At 63.7% G+C, this 24,707-nt stretch carries 24 protein-coding genes and 1 pseudogene; 11 read left to right on the top strand and 14 right to left on the bottom strand.

Annotation, left to right across the window (positions count from 1 at the left end; translation table 11 throughout):
* The 3 genes from EN749_RS08835 to EN749_RS08825 all read right to left on the bottom strand — a co-directional run.
* Positions 1-1,555 (bottom strand): ABC transporter ATP-binding protein (locus EN749_RS08835; protein WP_145990892.1); only part of this gene is annotated, 1,555 nt, incomplete at its 3' end.
* A gap of 10 nt (positions 1,556-1,565) precedes the next feature.
* Complete coding sequence (locus EN749_RS08830; RefSeq protein ID WP_128362952.1) at positions 1,566-3,452, bottom strand: ABC transporter ATP-binding protein; 1,887 nt, start codon at positions 3,450-3,452, stop codon at positions 1,566-1,568.
* A 29-nt stretch (positions 3,453-3,481) separates the two neighbouring features.
* Positions 3,482-3,877 carry a hypothetical protein gene (locus EN749_RS08825; protein WP_127326784.1) on the bottom strand — a complete coding sequence of 132 codons (396 nt, stop codon included), beginning with the start codon at positions 3,875-3,877 and terminating at the stop codon, positions 3,482-3,484.
* A 443-nt stretch (positions 3,878-4,320) separates the two neighbouring features.
* Here EN749_RS08825 and EN749_RS08820 point away from each other — a divergent pair, with 443 nt between their 5' ends.
* Positions 4,321-4,779, top strand: coding sequence for a tRNA (cytidine(34)-2'-O)-methyltransferase (locus EN749_RS08820; RefSeq protein ID WP_127396777.1), 459 nt, complete (start codon positions 4,321-4,323; stop codon positions 4,777-4,779).
* Positions 4,780-4,939: 160 nt separating this feature from the next.
* On the top strand, positions 4,940-5,401 hold the full coding sequence (gene soxR, locus EN749_RS08815) for a redox-sensitive transcriptional activator SoxR (RefSeq protein ID WP_127396776.1): 462 nt from the start codon (positions 4,940-4,942) through the stop codon (positions 5,399-5,401).
* On the opposite strand, the gene EN749_RS08810 is transcribed toward soxR, so the two are convergent.
* A complete protein-coding gene (locus EN749_RS08810) occupies positions 5,398-5,655 on the bottom strand; it encodes a hypothetical protein (protein WP_013529975.1) in 258 nt (85 codons plus the stop codon). The two genes, soxR and EN749_RS08810, sit on opposite strands and share 4 nt — an antisense overlap.
* A 166-nt stretch (positions 5,656-5,821) precedes the next feature.
* Between EN749_RS08810 and hemF the strand changes: the two genes are divergently transcribed.
* From hemF to EN749_RS08795, 3 genes are all read left to right on the top strand, one after another.
* Positions 5,822-6,736, top strand: coding sequence for an oxygen-dependent coproporphyrinogen oxidase (hemF, locus tag EN749_RS08805; RefSeq protein ID WP_127380582.1), 915 nt, complete (start codon positions 5,822-5,824; stop codon positions 6,734-6,736).
* Between the two features lie 308 nt (positions 6,737-7,044).
* Positions 7,045-7,305 carry a DUF1344 domain-containing protein gene (locus tag EN749_RS08800; RefSeq protein ID WP_127396775.1) on the top strand — a complete coding sequence of 87 codons (261 nt, stop codon included), beginning with the start codon at positions 7,045-7,047 and terminating at the stop codon, positions 7,303-7,305.
* 234 nt (positions 7,306-7,539) lie between these two features.
* The gene (locus EN749_RS08795) at positions 7,540-7,725 is read left to right on the top strand and encodes a DUF1059 domain-containing protein (RefSeq protein WP_013529972.1); all 186 of its coding nucleotides are present in this window, start codon (positions 7,540-7,542) and stop codon (positions 7,723-7,725) included.
* 1 nt (position 7,726) lies between these two features.
* On the opposite strand, the gene EN749_RS08790 is transcribed toward EN749_RS08795, so the two are convergent.
* The 3 genes from EN749_RS08790 to EN749_RS08780 are packed head-to-tail and all read right to left on the bottom strand — an operon-like array spanning position 7,727 to position 10,250.
* The gene (locus tag EN749_RS08790; protein WP_127396774.1) at positions 7,727-8,992 is read right to left on the bottom strand and encodes a CCA tRNA nucleotidyltransferase; all 1,266 of its coding nucleotides are present in this window, start codon (positions 8,990-8,992) and stop codon (positions 7,727-7,729) included.
* On the bottom strand, positions 8,989-9,621 hold the full coding sequence (locus EN749_RS08785; protein WP_128362951.1) for a CoA pyrophosphatase: 633 nt from the start codon (positions 9,619-9,621) through the stop codon (positions 8,989-8,991). The genes EN749_RS08790 and EN749_RS08785 overlap by 4 nt, the downstream gene beginning before the upstream one ends.
* Positions 9,621-10,250, bottom strand: a complete 630-nt coding sequence (locus EN749_RS08780; protein ID WP_127326869.1) for a DUF1285 domain-containing protein — start codon at positions 10,248-10,250, stop codon at positions 9,621-9,623. Before EN749_RS08780 ends, EN749_RS08785 begins: the two co-directional genes overlap by 1 nt.
* 154 nt (positions 10,251-10,404) lie before the next feature.
* Between EN749_RS08780 and EN749_RS08775 the strand changes: the two genes are divergently transcribed.
* The 4 genes from EN749_RS08775 (at position 10,405) to EN749_RS08760 (ending at position 17,389) form a co-directional block, all read left to right on the top strand.
* Complete coding sequence (locus EN749_RS08775; protein ID WP_128362950.1) at positions 10,405-11,409, top strand: MoxR family ATPase; 1,005 nt, start codon at positions 10,405-10,407, stop codon at positions 11,407-11,409.
* Complete coding sequence (locus EN749_RS08770) at positions 11,409-12,428, top strand: DUF58 domain-containing protein (RefSeq protein ID WP_128362949.1); 1,020 nt, start codon at positions 11,409-11,411, stop codon at positions 12,426-12,428. The genes EN749_RS08775 and EN749_RS08770 overlap by 1 nt, the downstream gene beginning before the upstream one ends.
* Positions 12,425-15,247 (top strand): DUF4159 domain-containing protein, encoded by a 2,823-nt coding sequence (locus EN749_RS08765; protein WP_128362948.1) that lies wholly within the window; start codon positions 12,425-12,427, stop codon positions 15,245-15,247. The genes EN749_RS08770 and EN749_RS08765 overlap by 4 nt, the downstream gene beginning before the upstream one ends.
* A gap of 63 nt (positions 15,248-15,310) precedes the next feature.
* A complete protein-coding gene (locus tag EN749_RS08760) occupies positions 15,311-17,389 on the top strand; it encodes a hypothetical protein (protein ID WP_128362947.1) in 2,079 nt (692 codons plus the stop codon).
* A gap of 234 nt (positions 17,390-17,623) precedes the next feature.
* Here EN749_RS08760 and clpS read toward each other — a convergent pair.
* The 4 genes and pseudogenes from clpS to EN749_RS08740 form a co-directional block, all read right to left on the bottom strand.
* Positions 17,624-17,924, bottom strand: a pseudogene (gene clpS, locus EN749_RS08755) (ATP-dependent Clp protease adapter ClpS).
* Positions 17,925-18,164: 240 nt separating this feature from the next.
* The gene (locus EN749_RS08750) at positions 18,165-18,530 is read right to left on the bottom strand and encodes a hypothetical protein (RefSeq protein WP_127266561.1); all 366 of its coding nucleotides are present in this window, start codon (positions 18,528-18,530) and stop codon (positions 18,165-18,167) included.
* Positions 18,531-18,703: 173 nt separating this feature from the next.
* Positions 18,704-18,937, bottom strand: coding sequence for a hypothetical protein (locus EN749_RS08745; protein WP_013529962.1), 234 nt, complete (start codon positions 18,935-18,937; stop codon positions 18,704-18,706).
* 39 nt (positions 18,938-18,976) lie between these two features.
* Positions 18,977-19,279, bottom strand: a complete 303-nt coding sequence (locus EN749_RS08740) for a hypothetical protein (protein ID WP_024504541.1) — start codon at positions 19,277-19,279, stop codon at positions 18,977-18,979.
* Between the two features lie 252 nt (positions 19,280-19,531).
* On the opposite strand from EN749_RS08740, the gene EN749_RS08735 reads away from it, so the two are divergent.
* Both EN749_RS08735 and EN749_RS08730 read left to right on the top strand, forming a co-directional pair.
* Entirely contained in the window at positions 19,532-20,248 is a 717-nt protein-coding gene (locus EN749_RS08735; RefSeq protein WP_127397492.1) for a response regulator transcription factor, read from the top strand.
* Positions 20,245-21,651, top strand: coding sequence for an ATP-binding protein (locus tag EN749_RS08730; RefSeq protein WP_127397491.1), 1,407 nt, complete (start codon positions 20,245-20,247; stop codon positions 21,649-21,651). Before EN749_RS08735 ends, EN749_RS08730 begins: the two co-directional genes overlap by 4 nt.
* 50 nt (positions 21,652-21,701) lie before the next feature.
* Here EN749_RS08730 and choV read toward each other — a convergent pair whose 3' ends face one another.
* The 3 genes from choV to choX all read right to left on the bottom strand — a co-directional run.
* Positions 21,702-22,883, bottom strand: a complete 1,182-nt coding sequence (gene choV / locus EN749_RS08725; protein WP_024504539.1) for a choline ABC transporter ATP-binding protein — start codon at positions 22,881-22,883, stop codon at positions 21,702-21,704.
* Positions 22,880-23,734 carry a choline ABC transporter permease subunit gene (gene choW / locus EN749_RS08720; protein ID WP_127266555.1) on the bottom strand — a complete coding sequence of 285 codons (855 nt, stop codon included), beginning with the start codon at positions 23,732-23,734 and terminating at the stop codon, positions 22,880-22,882. Before choW ends, choV begins: the two co-directional genes overlap by 4 nt.
* Before the next feature lie 123 nt (positions 23,735-23,857).
* Positions 23,858-24,707 (bottom strand): choline ABC transporter substrate-binding protein (gene choX / locus EN749_RS08715; protein ID WP_128310036.1); only part of this gene is annotated, 850 nt, incomplete at its 5' end.

Raw genomic sequence — 24,707 nt, 5'->3', positions numbered from 1 at the left:
CCACGCGCTGGCGCTGTCCGCCTGACAGTTTGACGCCGCGCTCGCCGACAAAAGCCTCGTAGCCGGCGCGGTCCCTGTTGTCGCGCAAGGTCAGAATGAACTCGTGCGCCTCGGCCTTTTTCGCCGCCGCGATCACCTCCGCATCGGTCGCGTCTGGCATGCCGAGCTTGATGTTGTCGCGCAGTGAACGGTGGAACAGCGCCGTGTCCTGGCTGACGACGCCGATATTAGCGCGCAGCGAGTTTTGCGTGACATCGGAGACGTCTTGGCCATCGATGGTGATGGAGCCGCCCTCCAGATCGTAGAGCCGCAGGACCAGATTGGCGAGCGTCGTCTTGCCGGCGCCCGACGGTCCGACCAGCCCGACCTTCTCGCCCGGCCTGACGACAAGGTCGATGCCGTTCAGCACGCCGAACCCTTTGCCGTAATGGAACTCGACGTTCTTCACCTCGATACGCCCGCCCGCCACGACAAGTTCCTTGGCGTCGGGCGCATCGGCGAGGCCGAGCGGCTGCGAAATCAGCGCCTTGGAGTTCTCCAGCACGCCGAGGTTTCGCAAGATGCTGTTGAGCTGCATCATCAGCCGGCCGAGCAGCATGTTGAGCCGCAGCACCAGCGACAGCGTGAAGGCGACTGCGCCGACGGTGATCGAGCCCTCGACCCAGAGATAAACGGCAAAGCAGCCGATCGCCGTGATCATGATGCCCGACAGCGTCGTCAACGCCATGCGCACGCCGGTCAGCCGGCGGGTGAACGGGCGCAATGCGTCGAGGTAGATGTCGAAACCGTTCCTGATGTAGCGGTCGTCGCCGTCGGCCGAGAACAGTTTCAGCGTCTGCACGTTGGAATAGGAATCGACGATGCGACCGGTGATCATCGAGCCGGCCTCGGCGGTTTCCTCGGCATGCTTGCGGATTGCCGGCAAGTAGAGCTTGGCCAGCCAAGCGAAAGCGGAAATCCAGATCACCACCAGCACCGCCAGCCTGAGATCGAGGCCTGCGACCAGCGCCAGCGTCGTCACCGTGTAGACGATCATGAACCAGACGACCTCGATGAAGCTTTCCATCAGGTCGCCGGTGGCTTGCCCCGCCTGCCAGACCTTTGTCGCGATGCGGCCGGCGAAATCGTTCTGGAAAAAGGCGTAGGACTGGCGCGAGACATGCCGGTGTGCCTGCCAGCGCACCAGATTGTAGAAGCCCGGCGTGATGGTCTGTTCATCGACCAGCGCCGACAGGCCGACGACGACGGTGCGGATGACCAGCACCACCACGACCATGAAAACCAGTTCAGGACCGGCGGCGGCCCACAGTGCGTGCCAGTTGCGCTCGGCGGGAAGCTGGTCGAGAATATCGACCAGCCGCCCGACGAAGTAGAACAGGCCGGCCTCGACCAGCGGCGCGATACCGCCGATGACCAGCATGGCGAAGAAGGCGAACTTCGCCTGGCCGACATAGTGCCAGAGAAAGCCGCCGACGCTGGTCGGTGGCCGAAGATTCGCTGGCTCCCTGAACGGATAGACCCAGTTCTCGAACCAGCGATAGACGGCTGTCATCATGCGGCGGCCATCATTCTGCGGCTTGCCCCTCTGCAAGTGCATCGTTGGCGGGGTCGGCGGGACCGCCCTCAAGCAGGAACCCGCCCGACTGGCGCTGCCAGAGCTGCGCGTAGAGCCCGCCGCGGGCGACGAGTTCCTCGTGCGAACCTTCCTCGATGACACGGCCTTTGTCCATCACCACCAGCCTGTCCATCGCCGCGATGGTCGACAGTCGGTGCGCGATGGCGATGACGGTCTTGCCTTGCATGAGCTTGTAGAGGTTCTCCTGGATCGCCGCCTCGGCTTCGGAATCAAGCGCCGAGGTCGCTTCGTCAAGGATAAGTATTGGCGCATCCTTCAACATAACGCGAGCAATGGCGATGCGTTGACGCTGGCCGCCGGACAATTTGACGCCGCGGTCGCCGACATGGGCATCGAAGCCCTTCCGGCCACCGGCATCCGAAAGCCCTGATATGAAATCCAGCGCCTCGGCGCGCCGCGCTGCCTCGACAAGCATCTCGTCGGTGGCATCGGGCCGGCCATAGAGGATGTTCTCGCGCACCGAACGATGCAGCAGCGAGGTGTCCTGCGTGACCATGCCGATCTGCGCACGCAGCGAATCCTGCTTCACACCGGCGATCTCCTGGCCGTCGATCAATATCTGCCCGGCTTCGAGGTCGTAGAAGCGCAGCAACAGGTTGACCAGCGTCGACTTGCCGGCGCCGGAGCGGCCGACGATGCCGACCTTCTCGCCCGGCTTCACCGCCAGCGACAGGCCTTCGATCACACCCTTCTGCTTGCCGTAGTGGAAGCGGATATCCTCGAAGCGGATCTCACCCCTGGAAACGCTGATCTCCTTCGCGTCCGGCCTGTCCTCGACAAGGCGCGGCAGCGAGATCGAGGCGATGCCGTCCTGCACCGTGCCGATGTTCTCGAACAGGCCCGACATTTCCCACATGATCCATTGCGACATGCCCCACATCCTGAGCACAAGGCCGATGACCACGGCGACCGCGCCGATCGTCACGGCTTGCCCCAGCCACAGCCACAACGCCATCGCGGTGACAGAGAACAAGAGCAATGCATTCAGGATGTAAAGCGAGCCAAAAAGCACTGTTACCAGCCGCATCGACCGGTAGACCGTTTCGAGAAAGCCGGACATGCCGTCTTTGGCGAATGACGCTTCGCGGCGTGCATGGCTGAACAGCTTGACCGTCTGGATGTTGGAGTAGCTGTCAACGACCCGGCCGGTCATGATCGAGCGCGCATTGGCCTGCTCCTCGCCGACCTTGCCCAGCCGGGGAATGAAAAATCGCAGCAAAAGGATATAGCCGACCAGCCAGAAGCCGAGCGGCGCGGCCAGCCGCCAGTCGGCCGAGCCGACGATGAGCAGCATGCCGAGGAAATAGACGATAACGTAGTTCAGGACGTCGATCACCTTGATGACGCATTCGCGCACGGCGAGAGCCGTCTGCATCAGCTTTGTCGCGATGCGGCCGGCGAACTCGTCCTGGTAGAAACTCATCGACTGCTTGAGCAGATAGCGGTGCACCTGCCAGCGGATGCGCATGGGATAATTGCCCATCAGCGTCTGCTGGTTGAGAAACGAATGCAGCCATACCGTGCCCGGCAGCGCGAACAGCACGATGAAGGCCATGCCGGTGAGCTTCCAGGCTTCCGTCTGCAGGAAGGTTTCGCGATTCTGCCCCGACAGCCAGTCGACGATGCGGCCGAGGAAGCCGAACATCCATACTTCGGCGATCGCGATGGCCGTCACCAGCACCGCGTCGAAAAGGATATAGGGCCATGCGCCGCGCGTATAATGCAGGCAGAAGGCAACCAGCGTCTTGGGCGGCTCGACCGGTTCCGCTGCGGGGAACGGATCGAGCCTTTTTTCAAACCAGCTAAACAACAACATAGGTTATGCCTGTGAAATGTGTTTGCCGCTTACGCGGCACGTGAGCGTACGAAATCCCCGGAACCCATGGCGTCAAGGGCCGACGGTCTGGAATCACCCGGACCGTCGGCCCTGCTTCGCGCAATATAGGGGCTCGCGGGCTTTTCGCCGACAGCTGCGCCAGACGATCCTGACGACACGGTGCCGCCAGCCCGGTTTTTCGCGCCCGGCCGGATCAGCCGGATGATCCGGCGCACCAGCGAAGGCCGGCTCAGATCGGGAACCGCGCGCGAAAAATCGACATCCGGCAGCATGCCGCGATGCGGCCGGCGGCGAACCTCGGCGTGAACCGCCGACGAATAGGTGTCGCCGATCAGCAGCGCCCAGGTCGGCAGTCGGTGGATATGCAGGCTCCTCGAGCCAGGTATTCTATAGGGATCGAACATCGGTCCGTCCTCCGTGTGAAAATCGAGATAAAAAGGCGAAGCAATATCGTCCGCCGGCATTCGGCCGGAGGCACGCATTGCGTCGGTCTGGACATGACAAGCATCGGTCCGGACAGGTTCAGCTGGGGCGTTCAGCCCTTTTGACTTTTTGAAAAACATCGCAGGATTCCTTCGAGAGCCGAAAAATCGTTTCGGCGGGAATCGGTGCGATCAAGTCTTAGAGAGTCAGGAGAATCGTCGTACCGAAACCGCCGGCAGGCAGGTAAGCCCACGAGAGGGGCGCTGGATGTGCATGGTCATCATGAATTACCCCTCCATCGGTTCGGGTTGACAATGCTGGCCGTATAACCGACTTCGCAGAAAATGGCCACCCGCAGGTCCAGCAATTTCCAAAACCGCCAAGCCGCTGTGGCCGATCCGCCACTTATTAGAAGGACGCGGAAATGAACTGTCGTCTCCGCATCGCGCTCTACCAGCCTGACATTGCCGGCAACACCGGCACAATCCTGCGCTTCGCCGCGTGCCTCGGACTTGGCGTCGACATCATCGAACCGACCGGATTTCCGCTCTCCGACAAAGCGCTCAAGCGAGCCGGCATGGACTACCTCGAAATGGCTGCCCTGACCCGGCATGTCGACTGGCATGCCTTCGAGGAATGGCGCAAGGCTGGTCCGCGCCGGCTGGTGCTGCTGTCGACCAAAGCCACGACGGCCTACACCAGCTTCATCTTCGCCGAAGGCGACATACTCCTGTTCGGCCGGGAATCCGCAGGCGTGCCGGATCCCGTCCATCAGGCGGCGGATGCCCGGCTGACCATCCCGATGCAGGGTACGGCGCGCAGCATCAACGTCGCGCTTTCCGTCGCCATGGTGACGGGCGAAGCCGTCCGGCAACTCGGATAGAATCCACAACCCATCGACAACATCACCCCTATCGTCGACGACGACAGGGGTTTCTCCACTTATTCTCACCCAGGCGCACATCGCCTTCTCCCGCATTTGCCCAAACGATATTTCTTCGCTACAAGCTCAACTTAACTTGAGGTCAAGCGGAAAGTGCGAAATGGCTGCTGTCACGGAATTAACAGTCGGCCAAGTGGCCATGCGCAGCGGTGTGGCGGTGTCGGCATTGCATTTCTATGAGGCCCGCGGCCTGATCCGCAGCCACCGTACGGCGGGAAACCAGCGCCGCTACGGCCGCGACGTGCTGCGGCGCGTGGCGATCATCAAGGTCGCGCAGGAGGTCGGCATCTCGCTGGCCGAGATCGGTGAAGCCCTGGCATCGCTGCCAGAAGGCCGCACGCCAACGCGCGATGACTGGAACGTTTTGTCGACCGCCTGGCGCGACGGGCTCGATCACAAGATCGCCCAGTTGAAGAAACTGCGCGACGGGCTGACCGACTGCATCGGCTGCGGCTGCATGTCGATCGACAAATGCCCGCTGCGCAACAAGGGCGACCGGCTGGCGAGGGAAGGCACAGGCGCTAGGCGGCTGGTTGCTCCGCCTCTCTCGAGGACATCCTAGTCCGCCGCTGGCAACCGCCTGATGGTGAACTCAATCAGGTCGCCCGGCCGCTCGAACCAGCTTTCGATTTCGGTCCAGTAGGCCTGCTTGGGAAAGCGCTCGAACCATTCCTTGGCCTTGAGCCGCGCATCGGAGCGCGGCAGCACGAAGGTCTCGCGCAGGAAACCGTCACGCGGCATACGCACGCGCTCGGCCCGGCTTTGATCGAGCCTTTTCTTCAGGCCATCCAGCGGCGGTCTTGCCGGGGTGCGCACGAAACAGCTCCTTGCACCTGGCGCATGACCCGAAATCGGAATCGAGTTTCGGAAAGGATCATGCGCAAAACCAAAGTGACTTGACCCTTGCCCTTAAGAGATTAGGGATCGCGCCGGCAAAAGACGAGTCATTTGTGGGACTCGCCGCCCCAACCGGAGACGGCACTTGGAACGACCAGAAATACCGGCAGGCCTGCCCGCCGACATCGAACAGAAGAAGATGAAGGCACGGCTGTGGTTCGAGGCGCTGCGCGAACGCATCTGCGCCACTTTCGAGCAGATCGAGCAGGACCTTGGCGGGCCGCTGGCCTCGTGGTCGCCGGGCCGTTTCGAAAAGACGCCGTGGGAACGCGACGAGGGACGTGGCGGCGGCGGTACCATGTCGATGATGCACGGCCGTGTCTTCGAAAAGGTCGGCGTCCACACTTCGACCGTCCATGGCGAGTTCTCGCCCGAATTCAGGAAGCAGATGCCCGGCGCCGAGGAAGACCCGCGCTTCTGGGCATCCGGCATTTCGCTGATCGCGCACCCGTGGAATCCCAACGTTCCGGCCGTGCACATGAACACGCGCATGGTGGTAACATCGCGCCAATGGTTCGGCGGCGGCGCCGATCTGACACCGGTGCTCGATCGCCGCCGCACCCAGGACGACCCTGATACTCTCGCCTTCCATCGCGCCATGCAATTCGCTTGCGAGAAGAATGCCGCGGTCGCCGATTACCCGAAATTCAAGGCCTGGTGCGACGAGTACTTCTATCTGTCGCACCGCAACGAGCCGCGCGGCACCGGCGGCATCTTCTTCGACTGGCTGCATTCGGGGGAGGACAAAGGCGGCTGGAATGCCGATTTCAACTTCGTCCAGGATGTCGGCCGCTCCTTTCTCGTCGTCTACGGTCACCTCGTGCGCGCCAACTTCAACGAGAACTGGACCGATGGCGACCGTGACGAACAGCTCATCCGCCGCGGCCGCTATGTCGAATTCAATCTGCTTCACGATCGCGGCACCATCTTCGGACTGAAGACCGGCGGCAATGTCGCGTCCATTCTCTCCAGCCTGCCGCCCGAGGTTCGCTGGCCGTAACAAAATGGTGAGCGCGGCGTGAGTCGCATTGATGTCCCATTCGCTCGAAATGGGCATGGAATGTGGCACACGGTGCGGCGCAAAATTTCTTTTTCGTCTAATAGGCCGTTGAAAAGACTGGCCTATTTGTGGGGCCGGGTCGGGAAGCGCCGGCGGTTCGCCTGCGCGCAATTCCAGGAAAGTGCGAAACGGCTTTCCGACCGGAATTGCGTCAGACAAAGCGAGTCGCGACCCGACGCGACCGGACGGCCCAGACGACGCGGGACATCTTCGTCAAAAGATACCCGCCTTTCCAGGAGTACTTCGCAATGCGCAAGATCATTGTTTCGGCTGCCGCCGCTGCCCTTCTCGCTTCCGGTTCAGTGGCATTCGCCGCCGTCAAGCACACCACCGGGACGATCAAGACCTTTGACACGACGGCCATGAGCCTGGTCCTCGATGATGGATCGTCTTTTACGCTTCCCAAGACCTTCAAGGATCCTGGCCTGACGGTCGGTGAAAAGGTCCGCGTCTCATGGGATATGAAGGGCAAGAACAAGGTCGCCGAGGCCGTCAAGGCCGCAAAATGATGGCTTGCCCGCCAGAGCAGGATGAGACGATGTCCGGTCCTGTTTAGGGGTAGTGTTAAGAGGGCGGAGCAGCGCTGCTCCGCCTTTTTGCCGTTGACCGTAACCAATGCCGCCCCATCTGTGTTATGCTTCTCACCCGCTCGCGGTCCGTGGATTCAACCCTGGAACCGGACCATGAGCCAAAAAAGTACCGGAGCCTCGACCAGGCTTCACGGAGGAAAAGGAGAAAATCCCATGAAGGAGTTTCACTGCGGGTCGCTCGTGCCCGGCTGTGACTGGCACACGCGTGCCGACGAGGAGGCCGAGGTGATGCGCCGTGCCGTCGAGCACATGCGCGAGACGCATGGTGAGACGGTGATCCGCGAGACGATGATCGAGGCGATCCGCTCGCGCATCGAAAAGACCCGCGACGCAGCCTGATCTACCCGGCCTTCAAGGCTTCGGCGGCGCGCTTGAGGAGCGCGTCGCGATCAGGGGCAAACCCGGCTTCGACCCATTCCGCCTCGAGATTCCTGAGGATTTCGCCGAGTTTCGGTCCTGGAGTTGCGCCGAGCGCCGTGAGATCGGCACCTTTCAGCGGAAACAACGGCTTTTCCCATTTGACGGCGAAGGCAAGCAGGCGCGAAAAGCCACCGGCTTCGAGGAGTGCCTCATTGTCCTCGACGGCGCGCACCCTGGCTGCCGCAAGCGACAGCCGCAGCCGGTCGACAAACCCCTGCCGGTCGCCGCGATAGAGCCTTTTCGCCAGTTCGCCCTCGGTCGTCTTCGGTTCGACGGCGGTGGCAAGCGCCCAGTGGCGCAGGCGATCCGCTTCGGCGGTCGAGAATTTGAGCCGCTCGGCGAGCGTCTTCATGCGAGCGGCATCGGGCGGCACGATCGCTTCCAGTCTGAGCAGCGGGTCGGGTGCCCAGCCCAGATCCTTCCCGGCCTTGGCCAACCCATGGATGGCATCGATGCCCCATTTCTCGCTTTCCGGCAGCGCTGCGGTCAAGACGCCTGCCTGCCGCATCCAGAGCAGCGCCCGTGACGGATCGGGCGCCGACAAGAGCTTCTTCAGTTCCGACCAGATGCGCTCGGCCGAAAGCTGGGACAGCCCTTCCTTAAGCCGGGCGCAGGCTTTCAGCCCTTCGGCGTCCGGCCGTCCATCGCCGTACCAGGCGAAGAAGCGGAAGAAGCGCAGGATGCGCAGATAATCCTCGCGGATACGCGCTTCCGGGTCGCCGATGAAGCGCAGCCGGCGTGCCTCGATGTCGGCAATGCCGCCGACCAGGTCGACAACCCTGCCGTCGGCCTCGGCATAGAGCGCATTGATGGTGAAGTCGCGCCGCTCGGCGTCAAGCTTCCAGTCGCGCCCGAACGACACTTTCGCGCGTCGCCCGTCGGTCTCGATATCGGCGCGCAAGGTGGTGATTTCATAAGGTTTTCCGCCGGCAACCACGGTGATTGTCCCATGTTCGATGCCGGTTGGCACCGCCTTGAACCCTTCCGCTTCGGCGCGGCGGAGGGTTTCCTCCGGCAGGCAGGTGGTGGCGATGTCGATGTCGGCGACGGGCTGGCCCATCAGCGTGTTGCGCACCGCGCCGCCGGCGACTCGCGCCTCTTCACCGCCTTCGGCCAGTGCGAACAGCAAGCGCTGCAGATGCTTGTCGCCGAGCCAGTCGGCCCTGTCCGCGATCGAGACACTCACGCATAAAGCCTTTCATAGAGGGTACGGATGATGCCGGCGGTGACGCCCCAGATGCGCCGGTCGCCGTAAGGCATGTCGTAGAAGAACCATTCGAGATCGTTCCACATGCGGCTGTCGCGCTTGTGGTTGGCCGGATCCATCAGGAAGCGCAGCGGCACTTCGAAAGCGGCGTCGACCTCGTCGGCGTTGAGCGTCAGTCGGAAACCGGGCAGCACGATGCCCAGCACCGGCGCGATGCGGTAGCCGCTGCCGGCCACATAGTCGGGCATGCGGCCAATGATCTCGATGCGGTCTCGGCCAAGCCCGATCTCCTCGGAAGTCTCGCGCAGCGCCGCCGCCTCAGGGCTCGGATCGGTCGGATCGATGGTACCGCCGGGAAATGCCACCTGCCCCGAATGGCTGCGCAGCTTTTCAGCCCGCTTGGTCAGGAGAACCGTCGCATCGCCCTCATGATCGACCACCGGGATCAGCACCGCGGCATTGCGCAGCGCCTTGCCCTGGTTGAGGCGCGGATGGCCGGGGTTGAAGCGATGATCGCCATAATCGTCGCCGGCATGCGCATCGGGCTGCACGGCAAAACGCGCGCGAAAATCCGCGGATGAAAACGGCGCCGGCGTCACCTGGTCCATCACGCACTCAGCCGCTTCAACTGGTCCGCCGGCATGATCGGGAACACGGCGCCCTTGGAGCGCACCGCGAACATCGTCTTGCCGCCGATCTCGACCTCCTCGCCATGCCCGACCAGTTCATACATCACCGGCCGCGCCACCAGCGCTTCCAGGCGGCCACGCACCAGCACATAGGGCTTCAATCCGCCGGTCTCGTTCTCGTCGACAAACCGCAACGGCCGTTCCGGCCCGGCCTCGACGACATCGCCGACATTGGTGCGGAAGGTGATGGTCTGCGCTTCGCCGCTACCCGAAACGTCCATTTCGACGGCGATGAACGGCGCATCGGCAACGCGGATGCCGACCTTTTCCACCGGTGTCACCAGATAGGTCCTGCCATCGGCGTCCTTGCGCAGCACCGAGGAGAAAAGCTGCACCAGCGGCATGCGCCCGATCGGCGTGCCCAGATAGAACCAGGTGCCGTCGGACTTGATCTCCATGTCCAGATCGCCGCAGAAGTCGGGATTCCAGCGTTCGACGGGTGCCGCGCCCTTGCCGGCACGGGCGGCGCGCGAGATGAGCGCCTCGAGGCCACGCGCCTCGGTGGCATCCGTCAGGCTTTCTTCACGATGTCCCAAGGGTCCCGTCATGGTCACGAAATAGTCACTGTTGTTGCGCTTGTCAGCCTAAGTCTGTGATTTAAGTTTCGACATAGGCGCCACGCGAGGCCGAATCGCGGCAACTTATGGTATGGTGCAGCCGTTGTTCCAGCCATGGTATTCCAACCACAAGGATCGATGCGGCATGAGCGTGATGGTCAAGGAAAGCCCGATCAGCGAAAAGGACATGATCGCCGAGGCCGAAAAGGCGCTTGCCGACATCTCCCGGATTCGTGACGGGGTCGGCCGGGTCATCTTCGGACAGGAAAGCGTCGTCGAGCGTACTCTGGTGGCGCTGCTGGCCGGTGGCCATGCGCTTTTGGTCGGCGTGCCGGGCCTCGCCAAGACCAAACTGGTCGAAACACTTGGCATCGTGCTCGGCCTCGATTCGCGTCGCATCCAGTTCACGCCGGACCTGATGCCGTCCGATATCCTCGGCTCCGAAGTGATGGAGCAGGACGAAAACGGCAAACGCTCCTTCCGCTTCATCTCCGGGCCGATCTTCGCCCAGTTGCTGATGGCCGACGAGATCAACCGCGCGTCGCCGCGTACCCAGTCGGCGCTGCTGCAGGCCATGCAGGAATACCACGTCACCATTGCCGGCGCCCGCCATGACCTGCCGGCCCCCTTCCATGTGCTGGCAACCCAGAACCCGCTGGAGCAGGAAGGCACCTATCCGTTGCCCGAGGCCCAGCTAGACCGCTTCCTGATGCAGGTGGATATCCTCTATCCCGAGATCGAGGCAGAGCGCCGCATCCTTCTGGAAACCACCGGCATCGAGGACGCGAAAGCGCAAAACGTGCTGCAGCCGGTGCGGCTGAAGGAGATCCAGACGCTGATCCGCCGCATGCCGGTGCCTGAAAGCGTCGTCGAGGCGATCCTGACGCTGGTGCGCTCGGCGCGTCCCGGCCAAGGCAATGCCGAGACCGACAAGAACGTCGCCTGGGGTCCCGGCCCGCGCGCCAGCCAGGCGCTGATGCTGTGCACAAGGGCGCGCGCGCTTTACGACGGACGGCTGGCGCCCTCGGTTGACGACGTGCGTGCGCTGGCCGAGCCGGTGCTGCAGCATCGTATGGCGCTGACCTTCGCCGCCCGCGCCGAGGGCACCAGCGTGCGTGACGTGGTGGCGAAACTCGTGAAAGGGATTTGATGCCGCGCATCGGCGAGGTCCAGGCTCCGGCAGCGACGCGCGACGCGCTCGCCCGTGGCCGGTTGCGAGCCTCGCTTGTGCCAGACCTGCTGGTCGAGGCGCGCCGCATCGTCAACACCGTGATCGCCGGCTGGCATGGCCGCCGCAAGCGCGGAATCGGCGAGAATTTCTGGCAGTTCCGGCCCTATGTCGAGGGTGATTCCTCGCGCATCGACTGGCGCCGCTCGGCCCGCGACGACCACACCTATGTGCGCGACCGCGAATGGGAAGCCGCCCATACGGTCTGGCTGTGGGCCGACCCCTCGCCGTCGATGCTCTACAAATCGACCGGCGCCAGCGTTTCCAAGCAATCGCGCGCGCTGGTGCTGGCGCTGGCCATGGCCGAACTGTTGTCGCGCAGCGGCGAGCGCATCGCCTGGCCGGGCCTCACCGACCCGTTCACCGCCCGCAACGGCGCCGAACGCATCGCCGCCCAGTTGATGCATGCGGGCGATTTGCCGGCAAAACCCGACCTGTCCGACATCAGGCGCTTCTGCGACATCGTCATCGTCAGCGACTTCCTCGATCCGGTCGAAGAGACGATGGCCTGGCTCGACGTGCTGGCCCGCCACGGCGTGCGCGCGCACCTGATCGAGGTCGCGGACCCGGCCGAGGAGACCTTCCCCTATGCCGGCCGAACCGAGTTCACCGATCCCGAGACCGGCGACAAGCTGACCGCCGGCCGCGCCGAAATGCTGGGTGATGAGTATCGCCTGCTCTACGCCGCCCGCCGCCATGAACTGACGGCCTGGTGCAAACGGCTTGGATGGAGCTTTACCGTCAACCACACCGATCGGCTCGCTTCCGACGTACTGGTGCGGCTGCACATGGCGATGACTGCTGACGGCCCCTCGGCCAGGCCGACCGCCGGCGGTCATGCAGGCATGATCGCCAGCGGCGATCAGCCAGGGCCGACCGACTTTGGCAGTCGTGCCGGCACGATCGCCGGTGGCGATCGGCCAGGAAAGGCTGTCGCATGAGTTGGCTGCCGCTTTCCTTTGGCGCCCCCATGGTGCTGTGGGGCCTGCTGGCACTGCCGGTGATCTGGTGGCTGCTCAGGCTGACGCCGCCCAAGCCGCAGACCGAAATCTTCCCGCCGCTGAAGATCCTGGCGCGCGTGCTGAAGCGCGAGGAGACGCCGCAGCAGAGCCCGTGGTGGCTGACGCTGCTCAGGCTCTTGATGGCGGCCCTCATCGTCGCGGCATTGGCCGACCCGGTCTTCAACCCGCGCGAAAAGCTGCCGGCCGAGGGAGCCGCCCTTGCCCTGGTCATCGACAATGACTGGGCAAGTGCCGCCGACTGGGGCAAACGCGTCGCCACCGCCGAGCGGCTGATCAACGATGCCGGCGCCAACGGCGTGCCGGTCGTCATCGCCTTCACCGCCGAAAAGGCCAATGCCGAGGTCGGCCCGTTCGATGCCGCCACCGCGCTTGACCGGCTGCGCGCCGCCAAGCCGCGGCCGATCCCGACCGACCGGCCCGCCATCTATGCCCGCGTGGCCGGCGTGCTGGAGACCTTGCCCGGGGCCAGCGTCGCCGTGCTTGCCGACGGCCTGGCGGCAAAAGGCGATGAAGCCGCCTTCAACACGCTTTTGTCGAAAAATGCCGCGCGTGTCGTCTGGGCAACCGCGGACAGGCTGTCGCTGACCGGCCTGACCGCCGCCGACAACCAGGTCGACGGCTTTGCACTGACCGCCATCCGCGCGCCGGGCGACCCTGCCCCGGCTCAGGTCACCGCCGGCGCCTTCGATGACAAGGGCCGCCGCATCGCCGATGCGACGCTGACCTTTTCGCCTGGCGAAACCACCGCCACCGGCACCATGGCGGTGCCGTTCGAGCTGCGCAACGACTTCGCTTCCATCGCGCTCGACGGCGAGCGGCAGGCTGGTGCGGTCCGCGTCCTCGACGAAAGCTCCAAGCGGCGGCGCGTCGGTCTATTGTCGCAGGCCGAGGCCGACCAGGCACAGCCGCTTTTGTCGCCGCTCTACTACATCAGGCGGGCGCTGCAGCCCTTCGCCGATCTGGTCGAACCCTCCAGCGCCGATCTTGCCGACGCCATCCCGCAAATCCTCGACCAGAAGCCCGCGATGATCGTCATGGCCGATATCGGCACCATTCCCGCACAGGTCCGGCAGAGACTTGTCGATTGGGTCGACAATGGCGGCACGCTGGTGCGTTTCGCCGGTTCGCGGCTGGCCACCGCGGGCGATGACGACGATTTGCTGCCCGTCCGCCTTCGCACCGGCGAGCGGTCGCTCGGCGGCGCGCTGTCATGGACGTCGCCGCAGCCGGTCACCGAATTCCCCAAGGCCGGCCCGTTCGCCGATCTGGCGCCGCCGACCGAGGTCACCGTCAGCAGGCAGGTGCTGGCCGAGCCGACACCCGATATCGTCGAGCGCACCTGGGCGGCCCTTGCCGACGGCACTCCGCTGGTCACCGGACTGAAGAAAGGCAAGGGCACGCTGGTGCTGTTCCACGTCACCCCCGAGGCAACCTGGTCGAACCTGCCGATCTCTGGCAGCTTCGTCGAGATGCTGCGCCGCATCGTGCAGCTGTCGCGCAACCAGGGCGCGGCCATCGCCAATGCCGAAGCCGCCGCGGCGTCGCTGGCGCCCTATCGCATGATTGCAGCCGACGGCTCGCTGGTGCCGCCGACGCCGGATGCACGGCCGCTTGTACCGGGCGCTGGCGCGCTGCCGGTGACTTTTGAAAACCCGCCTGGTCTCTATGGTTCCGAGACGGGTGTATTTGCCCACAATCTGCTGGAAGCCGACAGCAAGTTGGCGCCCCTGGCGCGCCCTCAAATCACTGTTCCGGTCACCTCGATCCAGTATGCCTTTGACGAATCGCGCAATTTGAAAGGCACGCTGGTCGCGGCCGCCCTGGTGCTGATGCTGCTTGATACGCTGGCGGTGTTCTGGATGGGGGGCCTGTTTTCACGCCGGCCGCGCCGCGCCGGTGCCGTGACAGCCACCGCCGTCGTCCTGATTGCGCTGGGTAGCTCGTTCGGTCATGCCGACCTTGCCCGCGCCGACGACGCCAAGCCGGGCGACGATGTGGCTATAGAAGCGATTTCGAAGACGCGGATCGCCTATGTGCTGACCGGCGTGCCGGGCGACGATTCGATCAGCCGCGCCGGGCTCGAGGGCCTGACGCGCTTTCTGGTCGAGAAGACGGCACTGGAACCGGGCGAGCCGGCCGGCGTCGACATCTCGAGGGACGAGTTGTCATTCTATCCGCTGATCTACTGGCCGATCGATCCGGCCGCACCGATGCCCAGCCAGGCCGCGATCGCCCGCGTCGACGCCTATATGCAGCAAGGCGGCACGGTGCTGTTCGACACCCGCGACCAATTCGCCAACGGCATCGGCGCCGATTCAACCAGCCCGGCGACGGAGCGGCTGCGCGACATCCTCGGCAACCTCAACGTGCCGCCGCTGGAACCGGTACCGTCCGACCACGTGCTGACCAAATCCTTCTTCATCCTGCCCGAATTCCCCGGCCGCTTCGCCGGCAGCCCGCTCTGGGTCGAGGCCTCGCTCGACGCCAGCAACGCCGAGAACCGGCCGGTGCGTACCGGCGATGGCGTCTCGCCGATCATGATCACCGCCAATGATTTCGCTGGCGCCTGGGCGGTCGACCAGAACGGCGATGCGCTGCTGCCAACCGTGCCGGCAGACCCGATGCAGCGCATCTACGCGCTGCGCGCCGGCGTCAACATCATGATGTACATGCTAACCGGCAACTACAAATCCGACCAGGTGCACGTGCCCATACTGCTCGAACGGCTGGGGCAGTAGAATGAGTTTGTTTGGTGCCCTCCGGTCGCGGATAAACCCTCCCCAAAAAGGGGAGGGTAAGGAATGAACTGGTCGATCTCCTTCGAACCGCTGATCTCCTGGCCACTGCTGACCTTGGCGCTGGTGCCGCTGGCGCTGCTTGCGCTGGTCGGCCTGTGGTTTCGCCAGCGCGGTTCGGTCTTCCGCTTCATCGCCCTTCTGGCGCTCGCCGCCGCTTTGTTCAACCCGGTGTTCCTCAACGAGGAGCGCGAGCCGCTGAAAAGTGTTGTCGCCCTCGTCGTCGACCGCAGCCAGAGCCAGGATATCGGCGACCGCACCAAGCAGACCGACGAGGCGTTGGCCGGGCTGCAGCAGCGGCTTGGCCGATTCAAGCAGTTCGACGTGCGCGTCGTCGAGGCCGGCAAATCCGAGGCCGCCGAGGAACGCACCGAGACACGGCTGTTCGGCGCACTTGAAGGCGCCTTCCGCGACGTGCCGCCGTCACGCATCGGCGGCGCCATCATGATCACAGATGGCGAGGTCCATGACGCCCCCCCGGGAGCGCCCGATTTCAACGCTCCGCTGCATGCGCTGATAACCGGCAACGATCACGAGAAGGATCGCCGCATACGTTTCGAGAACGCCCCGCGCTTCGGCCTTGTCGGCAAGCCGCTCGACATGACCTACCGCGTCATCTCGACCGAAAACGAGACCGGCCCGGTCGATGTGCGCGTTTCGGTCAATGGCGAACAGGTCGCGGTCGAGCACGCCACTGTCGGCCAGGCGATGCCGTTGCAGGTCACCATTCCGGGCGCCGGCCGCAACATCGTCGAACTCGCCATCGATCGCGAACCGGGCGAACTGACCGACACCAACAACCGCGCCATCGCGCTCATCGACGGCATTCGCGAGAACTTGCGCGTGCTGCTCGTCTCCGGCGAGCCGCATGCCGGCGAACGCACCTGGCGCAACCTGCTGAAATCCGACGCCTCGGTCGATCTCGTCCATTTCACCATCCTGCGGCCGCCGGAAAAGCAGGACGGCACGCCGATCAACGAATTATCGCTGATCGCCTTCCCGACCCGCGAACTGTTCGTCGAGAAGATCAAGGATTTCGACCTCATCATTTTCGACCGCTACCAGCACCGCGACGTGCTGCCGATCCTCTATTACGACTACATCTCCGAATATGTCGAAAAGGGCGGCGCGCTGCTGATCGCGGCCGGCCCCGAATATGCCGGCGAAAGCTCGATCGCGCGCACGCCGCTGATGTCCGCCCTGCCGGCGATGCCGACCGGCGAGGTGGTCGACAAGGCCTTCTATCCGCGCCTCACCGAACTCGGCCAGCGCCACCCGGTGACGCGTGGGCTGGATGGCTCTGCCACCGAGCCGCCGCACTGGAGCCGCTGGTTCCGCACCATCGGCGTGCAGAATCCCGAAGGCGCAGTGGTGATGAAGGGCGCCGACAACCGGCCGCTGCTGTTGCTCGACCGCAAGGGCGAAGGCCGCGTCGGCATGCTGCTGTCCGATCAGGGTTGGCTGTGGGCGCGCGGCTTCGAGGGCGGCGGCCCGCATGTCCAGCTCTACCGGCGCATCGCCCACTGGCTGATGAAGGAGCCTGAGCTCGAGGAAGAGCGGCTGACCGCCGACGGCCGCGGCATGGTGCTGGAAATCCGCCGCCAGACGATGGCCGACGATCCCGGCCCCGCGCAGATCATCACCCCATCCGGCAAGACCTTGACCGTTAAGCTCGAGAAATCCGAGCCCGGCGTCTTCCTCGGCAGCGTCGAGACCAGCGAGATCGGCCTCTATCAGGTCGCCAATGGCGACCTCACCGCGCTCGCCCATGTCGGGCCGGTCAACGCCCCGGAATTCGCCGACGTCATTTCCACCGAAAGCCGGCTGAAGGCGCCGGCTGAAGCCACCGGCGGCAGCGTGCGCCGGCTGGCGTCGTCCACAGCCCTTGGCAGCGACGTGACGCTACCCTCCATCGTGCCGGTGCGCTCGGCTGGTGCCGCGTCCGGCAACGACTGGATCGGACTGCGCACCACGGACGACAGCGTGCTCAAGGCCGTCTCGCGCGTGCCGCTGTTCGGCGGCTTCCTCGGCCTCGGCCTGCTGCTTCTGGCAATGGGTTCGATGTGGTACCGCGAAGGACGGTAGATGCGCCTCTTCCTTCTCCCCGTTTACGGGGAGAAGGTGCCCGAAGGGCGGATGAGGGGCAGCGCGGACCGGAAATGATCAGCGATCTTCACGGCAGACATATGATGGTCAATGTCGACGCCGCCCCTCATTGTCCTGCCGGACATTTCTCCCCGTAAACGGGGCGAAAGACGCTATTGCGGATGATTTTGCCAATCACCGGCGTTGCAAGAAGAAGCTAAGAACAACGCCTCCTCACTCCTCAGGCTCGGTCGTGAACATCAGCGGATAGCCCTTGGCTTTGCCGGCATCGGTGGCGCGCGTCGCCTTGGTCTCGGCGACATCCCTGGTGAACACGGCGACGACGCAGACGCCGCGACGATGCGCGGTGATCATCACCCGATGCGCCTGCGCTGAGTTTGAACTCACCCTTCAGCACCGTCACGACGAATTCGCGCGGCGTGAAATCGTCATTGATGAGGATGACCTTGTAGAGCTTTGGCCGTTCGACCTGCGGCTTGACCTGGACGCGCGGTTTTGTGGTGATTTCAGGCATTGGAACCGACAGTTAGAGCAATTCCAGGAAAAGTGTAAAACGGTTTTCCGCCCGGAATTGCGTCAAGACAAAGGATCAGAACGGTTCGCCGTTTCCACGAAACGGTGAATTGCTCTGGCGTAGCAACCCTGCCGCCATTCTGGCACCAGCGAAAGCGGTCGTCCATTTTGGTCGACGCGCGAAAACCAGTGTCCGCCGACGCGGCCATTCACAATCATGTGGGAAAGTGTCGGTTGCCGTTCAACGGCCCTGGCGGCCGAACATGCGACGGCTGGGAATCTGCCGCGCGGTCGTGGCGGGCCGGATATCGGGGTGAAAGCGGTTTCCACCCGCATCCGCCCGGCGTTCCAGCCAGACCGTGATCGGCCACGCGGCGACGCAGATCAACGTCGCGCCTGTCAGCACGATCAGCAGCCAGGTCTGTGCCGGCGTGATGTAGTCCCAGTTGGTGGAAATCGCCGGCGCGAACAGCGAAGGCTCGGTGCGTCCGGTGGCCGGATCGGGCACCGGACTGGCGGTGAACAGGATCAGCACCCTGGCGACGCCGGTGGCAACCAGGCCGCCGATCACCATCGAGCGCAAAATGGACGAAAGCCGCTTCTTCATGCGGATTGTCCTACACGGCCGGCGTTGCAAACGGGTTAAGTGTCAGTCGAGGCGGAAGCTGCCGGTGCCAGACTTCGTCAGGGCTTCGGTGGCTCGGACAGGAAGAAGGCCGCTCCAGCCGAAACCAGCTGGAGCGTCCTTGGCCAACAGCCGGCATTTTATGCCGGACCTGATTACGTCTTCGGGGCGTCCTTCTTGACGGCCTTCTCGGCAGCCTTCTTGTGCTTCTTGACGGTCTTCTTGACGACCTTCTTCGGAGCAGCCTTGGCCGGAGCGGCAGTCGCCGGAGCGGTGGTCGTCGAAGCAGCCGGAGCAGCGGTCGTGGTGGCGGCGGCGTTGCCGAGAGCCGGCATCGCGAAAGCGAGAGCGACGGCGAGACCGGTGGCGGAGAGGATGGACTTTTTCATGGCTTCGTTTCCTTTTTATGCGGGTCAAGTTTCTGAGTGCTACTGAACCGGGTCGTTCGGCGTCACTCCAAGCAGCTTCAAAGCATTGGCGAGCATCCGGATGCCCTGCGCCTGTTTCTTGGCGGCGCAGTACCGGTTGCCCTTTCTCTGAAGTGCCTTTGCCGCGGTGACCTGCGTTGCCGTGGCATGGGTTTCGAGGGCTTCATCAAATTGGTGGCTGAGATTGGCGCACCGTTCGCTCCGGGTTGTGAGCGTCGCCTTTGCGTCCGATTGTCCGACAGCGGCAGTGACCAGGCAGAAGCCCAGCAACGCACCCAACAAACTGATCGACAACCTTGGCATCGGTTTATCCGTAAACCCGGAGACTAGCGTCGCAGCCGATGACCTGACCGCCACGAGATCAGTTATGCCTTTGAAATTTTTCAGGAGTTTTTCTGAACTGTAGAATTTTGTTTCTGGAGTGTGTCTGAGAAAGCCGGTGTGAACCCATCATAGCCACTGGCCAACATATGGCCTGAATTCTATCGTGTGGGTTGCGACAGAAGGGCTTGGCAATCAAAGACAGAAGGGCTTGGCAACAATGACAGGGCTGCTGTGAAATCCGACGCACACATACTGATCGTCGACGACGACAAGGGCATCCGCGACCTGCTGCAGGAATTCTTCCAGAAGCGGGGCCTGCACACCTCGGTTGCCGCCGACGGTGTCGAGATGGAGACCATCCTGCGGCGCGTCCAGGTGGACCTCATCGTCCTCGACGTGATGCTGCCCGGCAAGAGCGGGCTGGAGCTGTGCCGCGACCTGCGCGCCCAGTACTCGACGCCGATCATCATGCTGACCGCCGTCACCGAGACGACCGATCGCGTCGTCGGCCTGGAAATGGGCGCCGACGATTATGTGCCCAAACCCTTCGACCCGCGCGAGCTTTTGGCGCGCATCCGCGCCGTGCTCAGGCGCAATGGCGCCGCCGAGCCCAAGCGCGCTTCTACCAAGCAGATCTACCGCTTCGCCGGCTGGACGATGGATTGTGCTCGGCGCCGGCTGATCGCACCCGACGATGTCAGGGTCGAGCTGACCATGGCCGAATTCAACCTGCTGCAGACCTTCGTCAAGAGCGCGCAGCGCGTGCTGACCCGCGACCAGCTCATCGAGCTGTCAGGCGGCGACAGCGACTATTCCTTCGACCGCAGCATCGACATCCTGGTCAGCCGGTTGCGACGCAAGATGGAGGACGACCCGAAGACGCCCAAGCTGATCCTGACCGTGCGCAGCGGCGGCTACCAGTTCCTGCCCGAGACGACCTCCGAATGAGACGTTTCCTGCCGCAGACCTTGCCTGTCTGGGTGCTGCTGATCGTCATTGCCGGCCTGCTGATCAGCCAGGTCGCGACCCTCTACATCGTGTCGCGCGATCGCGCCGCCGCCAACGACGTCGTCGACCTCTACCGGCTCAACGACCGTGCCTTCTCGCTGGTGCAGCTCATGCATGACGCCAGTCCGGACGAGCGCAAGGCGACGGCGAGCGGCCTGTTCAATTCAACCTATGCGCTCACCGTTTCGGACACACCGGCGGTCACTTCGTCGATCGCCGGTGACGACGAACTGGCCGAACTCGAAGACATCCTCGTCGGCAGGCTGTCGAAATTCGGCATCACCGATGCACGCGTACGCCGCGATCCGGCGACGCGCGAGGCCGATGACGCGGACGGCACGGCGCCGGGACCCGACATCGGCCAGGTCGAACGCGACCTTCTGGTATTGGCCGCCGACTTCGCCCAGAGCGACAAGCTGACGGCGTCGCTGCGCTTCGCCGACGGCCAATGGCTGAATTTCACCGAGCCGATCACGCCCGTCGGCCCGATCCTGAGCTTCGACAGCCTGCCGCTCTATTCGCTGATCGCAGGGCTGGTGGTGATCATGTCGATCTGGTCGCTGCGCCGGCTGACGGCGCCCTACCGGATGATGGAGACCGCCGTGAACCGGATCGGCAAGGATCTGAAGAGCCCACCGATCGCCGAGAGCGGCAGCCGCGAAGTGCGAGCCGCCGCCAAGGCGATCAACGCCATGCAGGCAAGGTTGCGCGAATATGTCGAAGACCGCGAACATCTGGCGGCGGCACTGGCGCATGATCTGCGCACGCCGATGACCAGGATGCGCCTGCGCCTGGAGCTGTTGCGCAAATCGGCGGTCCGCGAGGCATTGGCGCACGACCTCGCCGATGTCGAGGGCATCGCCAGCTCGGTGATCGACTTCGCCACCTTCGAAGTGACCGAGGAAAAGAACGAACGCATCGATTTCTGGTCGCTCGTGGAATCGATCGCCGACGGCTATGACGACGTGTCGTTCGACGACGAGACCCGTTCGCGCGGGCTGATCTGCATGGCGCGGCCGGTCGCGCTCAAGCGCTGCGTCACCAATCTGGTGCAGAACGCGGTCACCTACGGCAAGAAGGCGCATCTTTCGCTGCGCCGGTCGGAGGACATGATCCTGCTCACCATCCGCGACGAGGGGCCGGGCATACCGCAGGCACAGATCGACGCCGTGTTCGGCTCGTTCGTGCGCCTCGAACAATCGCGCAACCGCCAGACCGGCGGTCTGGGCCTCGGCCTGACCATTGCCCGCAACATCGCGCGCGCCGCAGGTGGCGAGATCCGCCTGTCCAACAACCCGGGCGGCGGCCTGCTGACGCAACTGCGCCTGCCGCTGGCGGCTTAAAAAAGAGGCGCGATTGGTCGCCGCCTCGTCAATATTGAGTTCCGAAGAACCTACCTTCTCAGCACCGCGCTCAGGACATCGCGGATACCGATGGCGCCGACGAAGCGCGACTGGTCGTCGAACAGCGCCACGGGAGCGGTCTGTGAACGGTGCATGGCCAGCATCACGGTTTTTAGCGAGGTGCCCGGATTGGCCCAGAACACTTGCGCGGCTTCCTCGGATTGGCCTTCGACGTCGGCGCACGACACCCAGACCGCCGGCTTGCCATCGCGTTCGGCCGCCGCCACAAGCCCGTGATCATCGATCTTGAAGCGCGTCGTCTTGCGGCGGTCGAGCCACACCCAGCCGTCCTTGCCGTGCTCCAGATCGCGACGGTCGCGCATCACGTTCCAGGCGGTCAGCACCGACAGCGGGTTCACATTGGCGATGAAGTCGCGGACATAGTCGTTGGCAGGCCGCAGCACGATGTCCTCCGGCGCGCCGGTTTGCACGATGCGACCACCCTCCATGATGGTGATGTGGGAGCCAATCTTCAGCGCCTCCTCGAGGTCGTGGCTGACGAAAATGATGGTCTTCTTCAATTCGGCCTGCAGCTGCAACAATTCGTCCTGCAGCTTGGTGCGGATCAGCGGGTCGAGCGCCGAGAACGGCTCGTCCATCAGCAGGATCGGCGCCTCGGTGGCAAAGGCCCGCGCCAGGCCGACGCGCTGCTGCATGCCGCCCGACAGCTCATGCGCGTATTTCTTCGACCACTGGTCGAGATTGACCAGCTTGAGCTGGCGTTGCACGCGCTCCTTGCGCTCGGCTTCCGGTACGCCGGCGAGTTCGAGGCCGAGACCGACATTCTCCTCCACCGTGCGCCAGGGCAAAAGGCCGAACTGCTGGAACACCATCGCCACCTGTTTCTGGCGCAGGCGCCGCAGGGTCGCCTCGTCGCAGGTGACGACGTCGACGGTTTTGTCGCCATCCTTGACCAGCACCTGGCCGCGCGACACCACGTTGAGCCGGTTGACCGCCCGCAGCAATGTCGACTTGCCCGAACCGGAGAGACCCATCAGGACGGAGATTTCGCCCTCGTTCACGGTCAGGCTGGCGCCGGCGCAACCCAGTACATTGCCGGTCTTTTCGAGGATCTCGGCGCGGCTGGCTCCGGCGTCGATCATCTTCAGCGATCCGGCCTGGTCGGCGCCGAAGACGATATCGACGTTCCGGAAATCGACGGCGACGGTCATTTCTTGCCTCCAACGGCGATGCGGGTCATCCGGTCGAGCACGATGGCCAAAACGACGATGGCGAGGCCCGCCTCGAGCCCGAGGTCGATCTTGCGCGAACCCAGCGCCCGGTTGATTTCGGTGCCGAGGCCGCCCGCGCCGATCAGTGCGGCAAACACCACCATCGACAGCGACAGCATGATGCACTGCGTCAGACCGGCCATGATGGTGGGCAGCGCCGAGGGCAGCTCCACCTTCCACAGCAACTGGCTCTTGGTGGCGCCGAACGCCTCGCCGGCCTCGACGATCGACTTCGGCACCGAGACAACGCCGAGATGCGTCAGACGAACCGCGGTCGGGATGACGAAGATGATGGTGACGATGAGGCCGGGCGCATTGCCGAGGCCGAACAGCGTCAGCACCGGGATGAGGTAGACGAAGGTCGGCAGCGTCTGCATCAAATCGAGCACCGGCAGCATGACGCGATAGACCTTCGGCTTGTGCGCCGCCCAGATACCGAGTGGCACACCGATGGCCATCGAGGCGGCGGCGGCGGCAACCACCAGCACCAGTGTCTCTACCGTCTGCTTCCAGAGGTTCTGGTTGAGGATGAACAGCAACCCGAGAAAGACAGCCACCGCCAAGCCTCTCGATCGCTGCAGATAATAGGCAAGCAGTGCAATCAGCGCGATGAGAAGGACCGGCGGTACCAACAGCAGCGTGTCGACCACTCCATCGAGCAGGAAATTCAAGCCGCCGGAGAGGCCGCGGAAGAAGGTGTTGAAATTGTCGGTAAGGAAGGTGAAGAACGCTTTGCCCCACTCGCCTATGGGGATTTTATAACTGACAAAGAATTTTGAAATCGGATCCATCTTGCCCCTCTTTGGCAGTCGCCGTCCTTGCCGGACGGTCATCTTGTCACAGGATATGAAAAAGGGCAGCCCTTTCTACAGTGACTGCCCTTCTTGATCGGTCACGCCGAACGCAAGACCTGCTCAGCTTCCGAGCGCAGTCTTCACGGCTGCAGCGGCGTCGCCGCCATCGAAAGTGGTCACGCCGGCAATCCACGGAGCAACCGCGTCCGGATGCTTCTTGAGCCAGTCGGTCGCAGCCGTATTGGCGTCAGCGCCCTTGAGGATCGCGTCCATTATCTCGCCTTCCATATCGAGATTGAACTTCAGGTTGGCGATGAACTTGCCGGCATTCGGGCACTCGGTGGTGTAACCCTTGCGCACATTGGTATGGACAGTGGCGGCGCCGAAGCCGCTGTCGCCCATGCCATCGAGATAGGTGATCTTCATGGCACCCATCACCGGATGCGGCGTCCAGCCGAGGAAGGCGATCCATTCATTGCTCTTCATCGACTGCTCGGCCTGCGTCAGCATCCCGGCCTCCGAGGATTCGACCAGCTCGAAGCCTTCGAGATTGTCTTTCGGGTTCTTGATCATGTCGAGGATAATGCGATTGCCGTCATTGCCGGCCTCGATGCCATAGATCTTGCCGTTGAACTTGTCCTTGAACTTGCCGATATCGGTCAGCGATTTCACGCCGGCGTCAGCGACATAGGTCGGCACGACGATGCCGTAGCCGGCGCCGGTCAGGTTGGTGCTGATCGTCTCGACCGAGCCATCGGCGGTATAGTCCTTGATGTCGTTGGTCATCGACGGCATCCAGTTGCCGAGGAACACGTCGAGATCCTTGTTCTTCAGCGACGCCATGGTCACCGGCACCGACAGCTGGATCGTCTGCGGCTCATAGCCGAGCGCGGTCAGCAGCACGGAGGCGATGCCGGTCGTCGCCTGGATGTCGGTCCAGCCGACATCGGAAAGGCGCACCGCCTTGCAG

Source organism: Mesorhizobium sp. M7A.F.Ca.ET.027.02.1.1, from assembly GCF_004022985.1.
In the GTDB taxonomy this organism is placed as follows: domain Bacteria; phylum Pseudomonadota; class Alphaproteobacteria; order Rhizobiales; family Rhizobiaceae; genus Mesorhizobium.
This window is presented reverse-complemented; position numbering and strand designations above follow the sequence as displayed.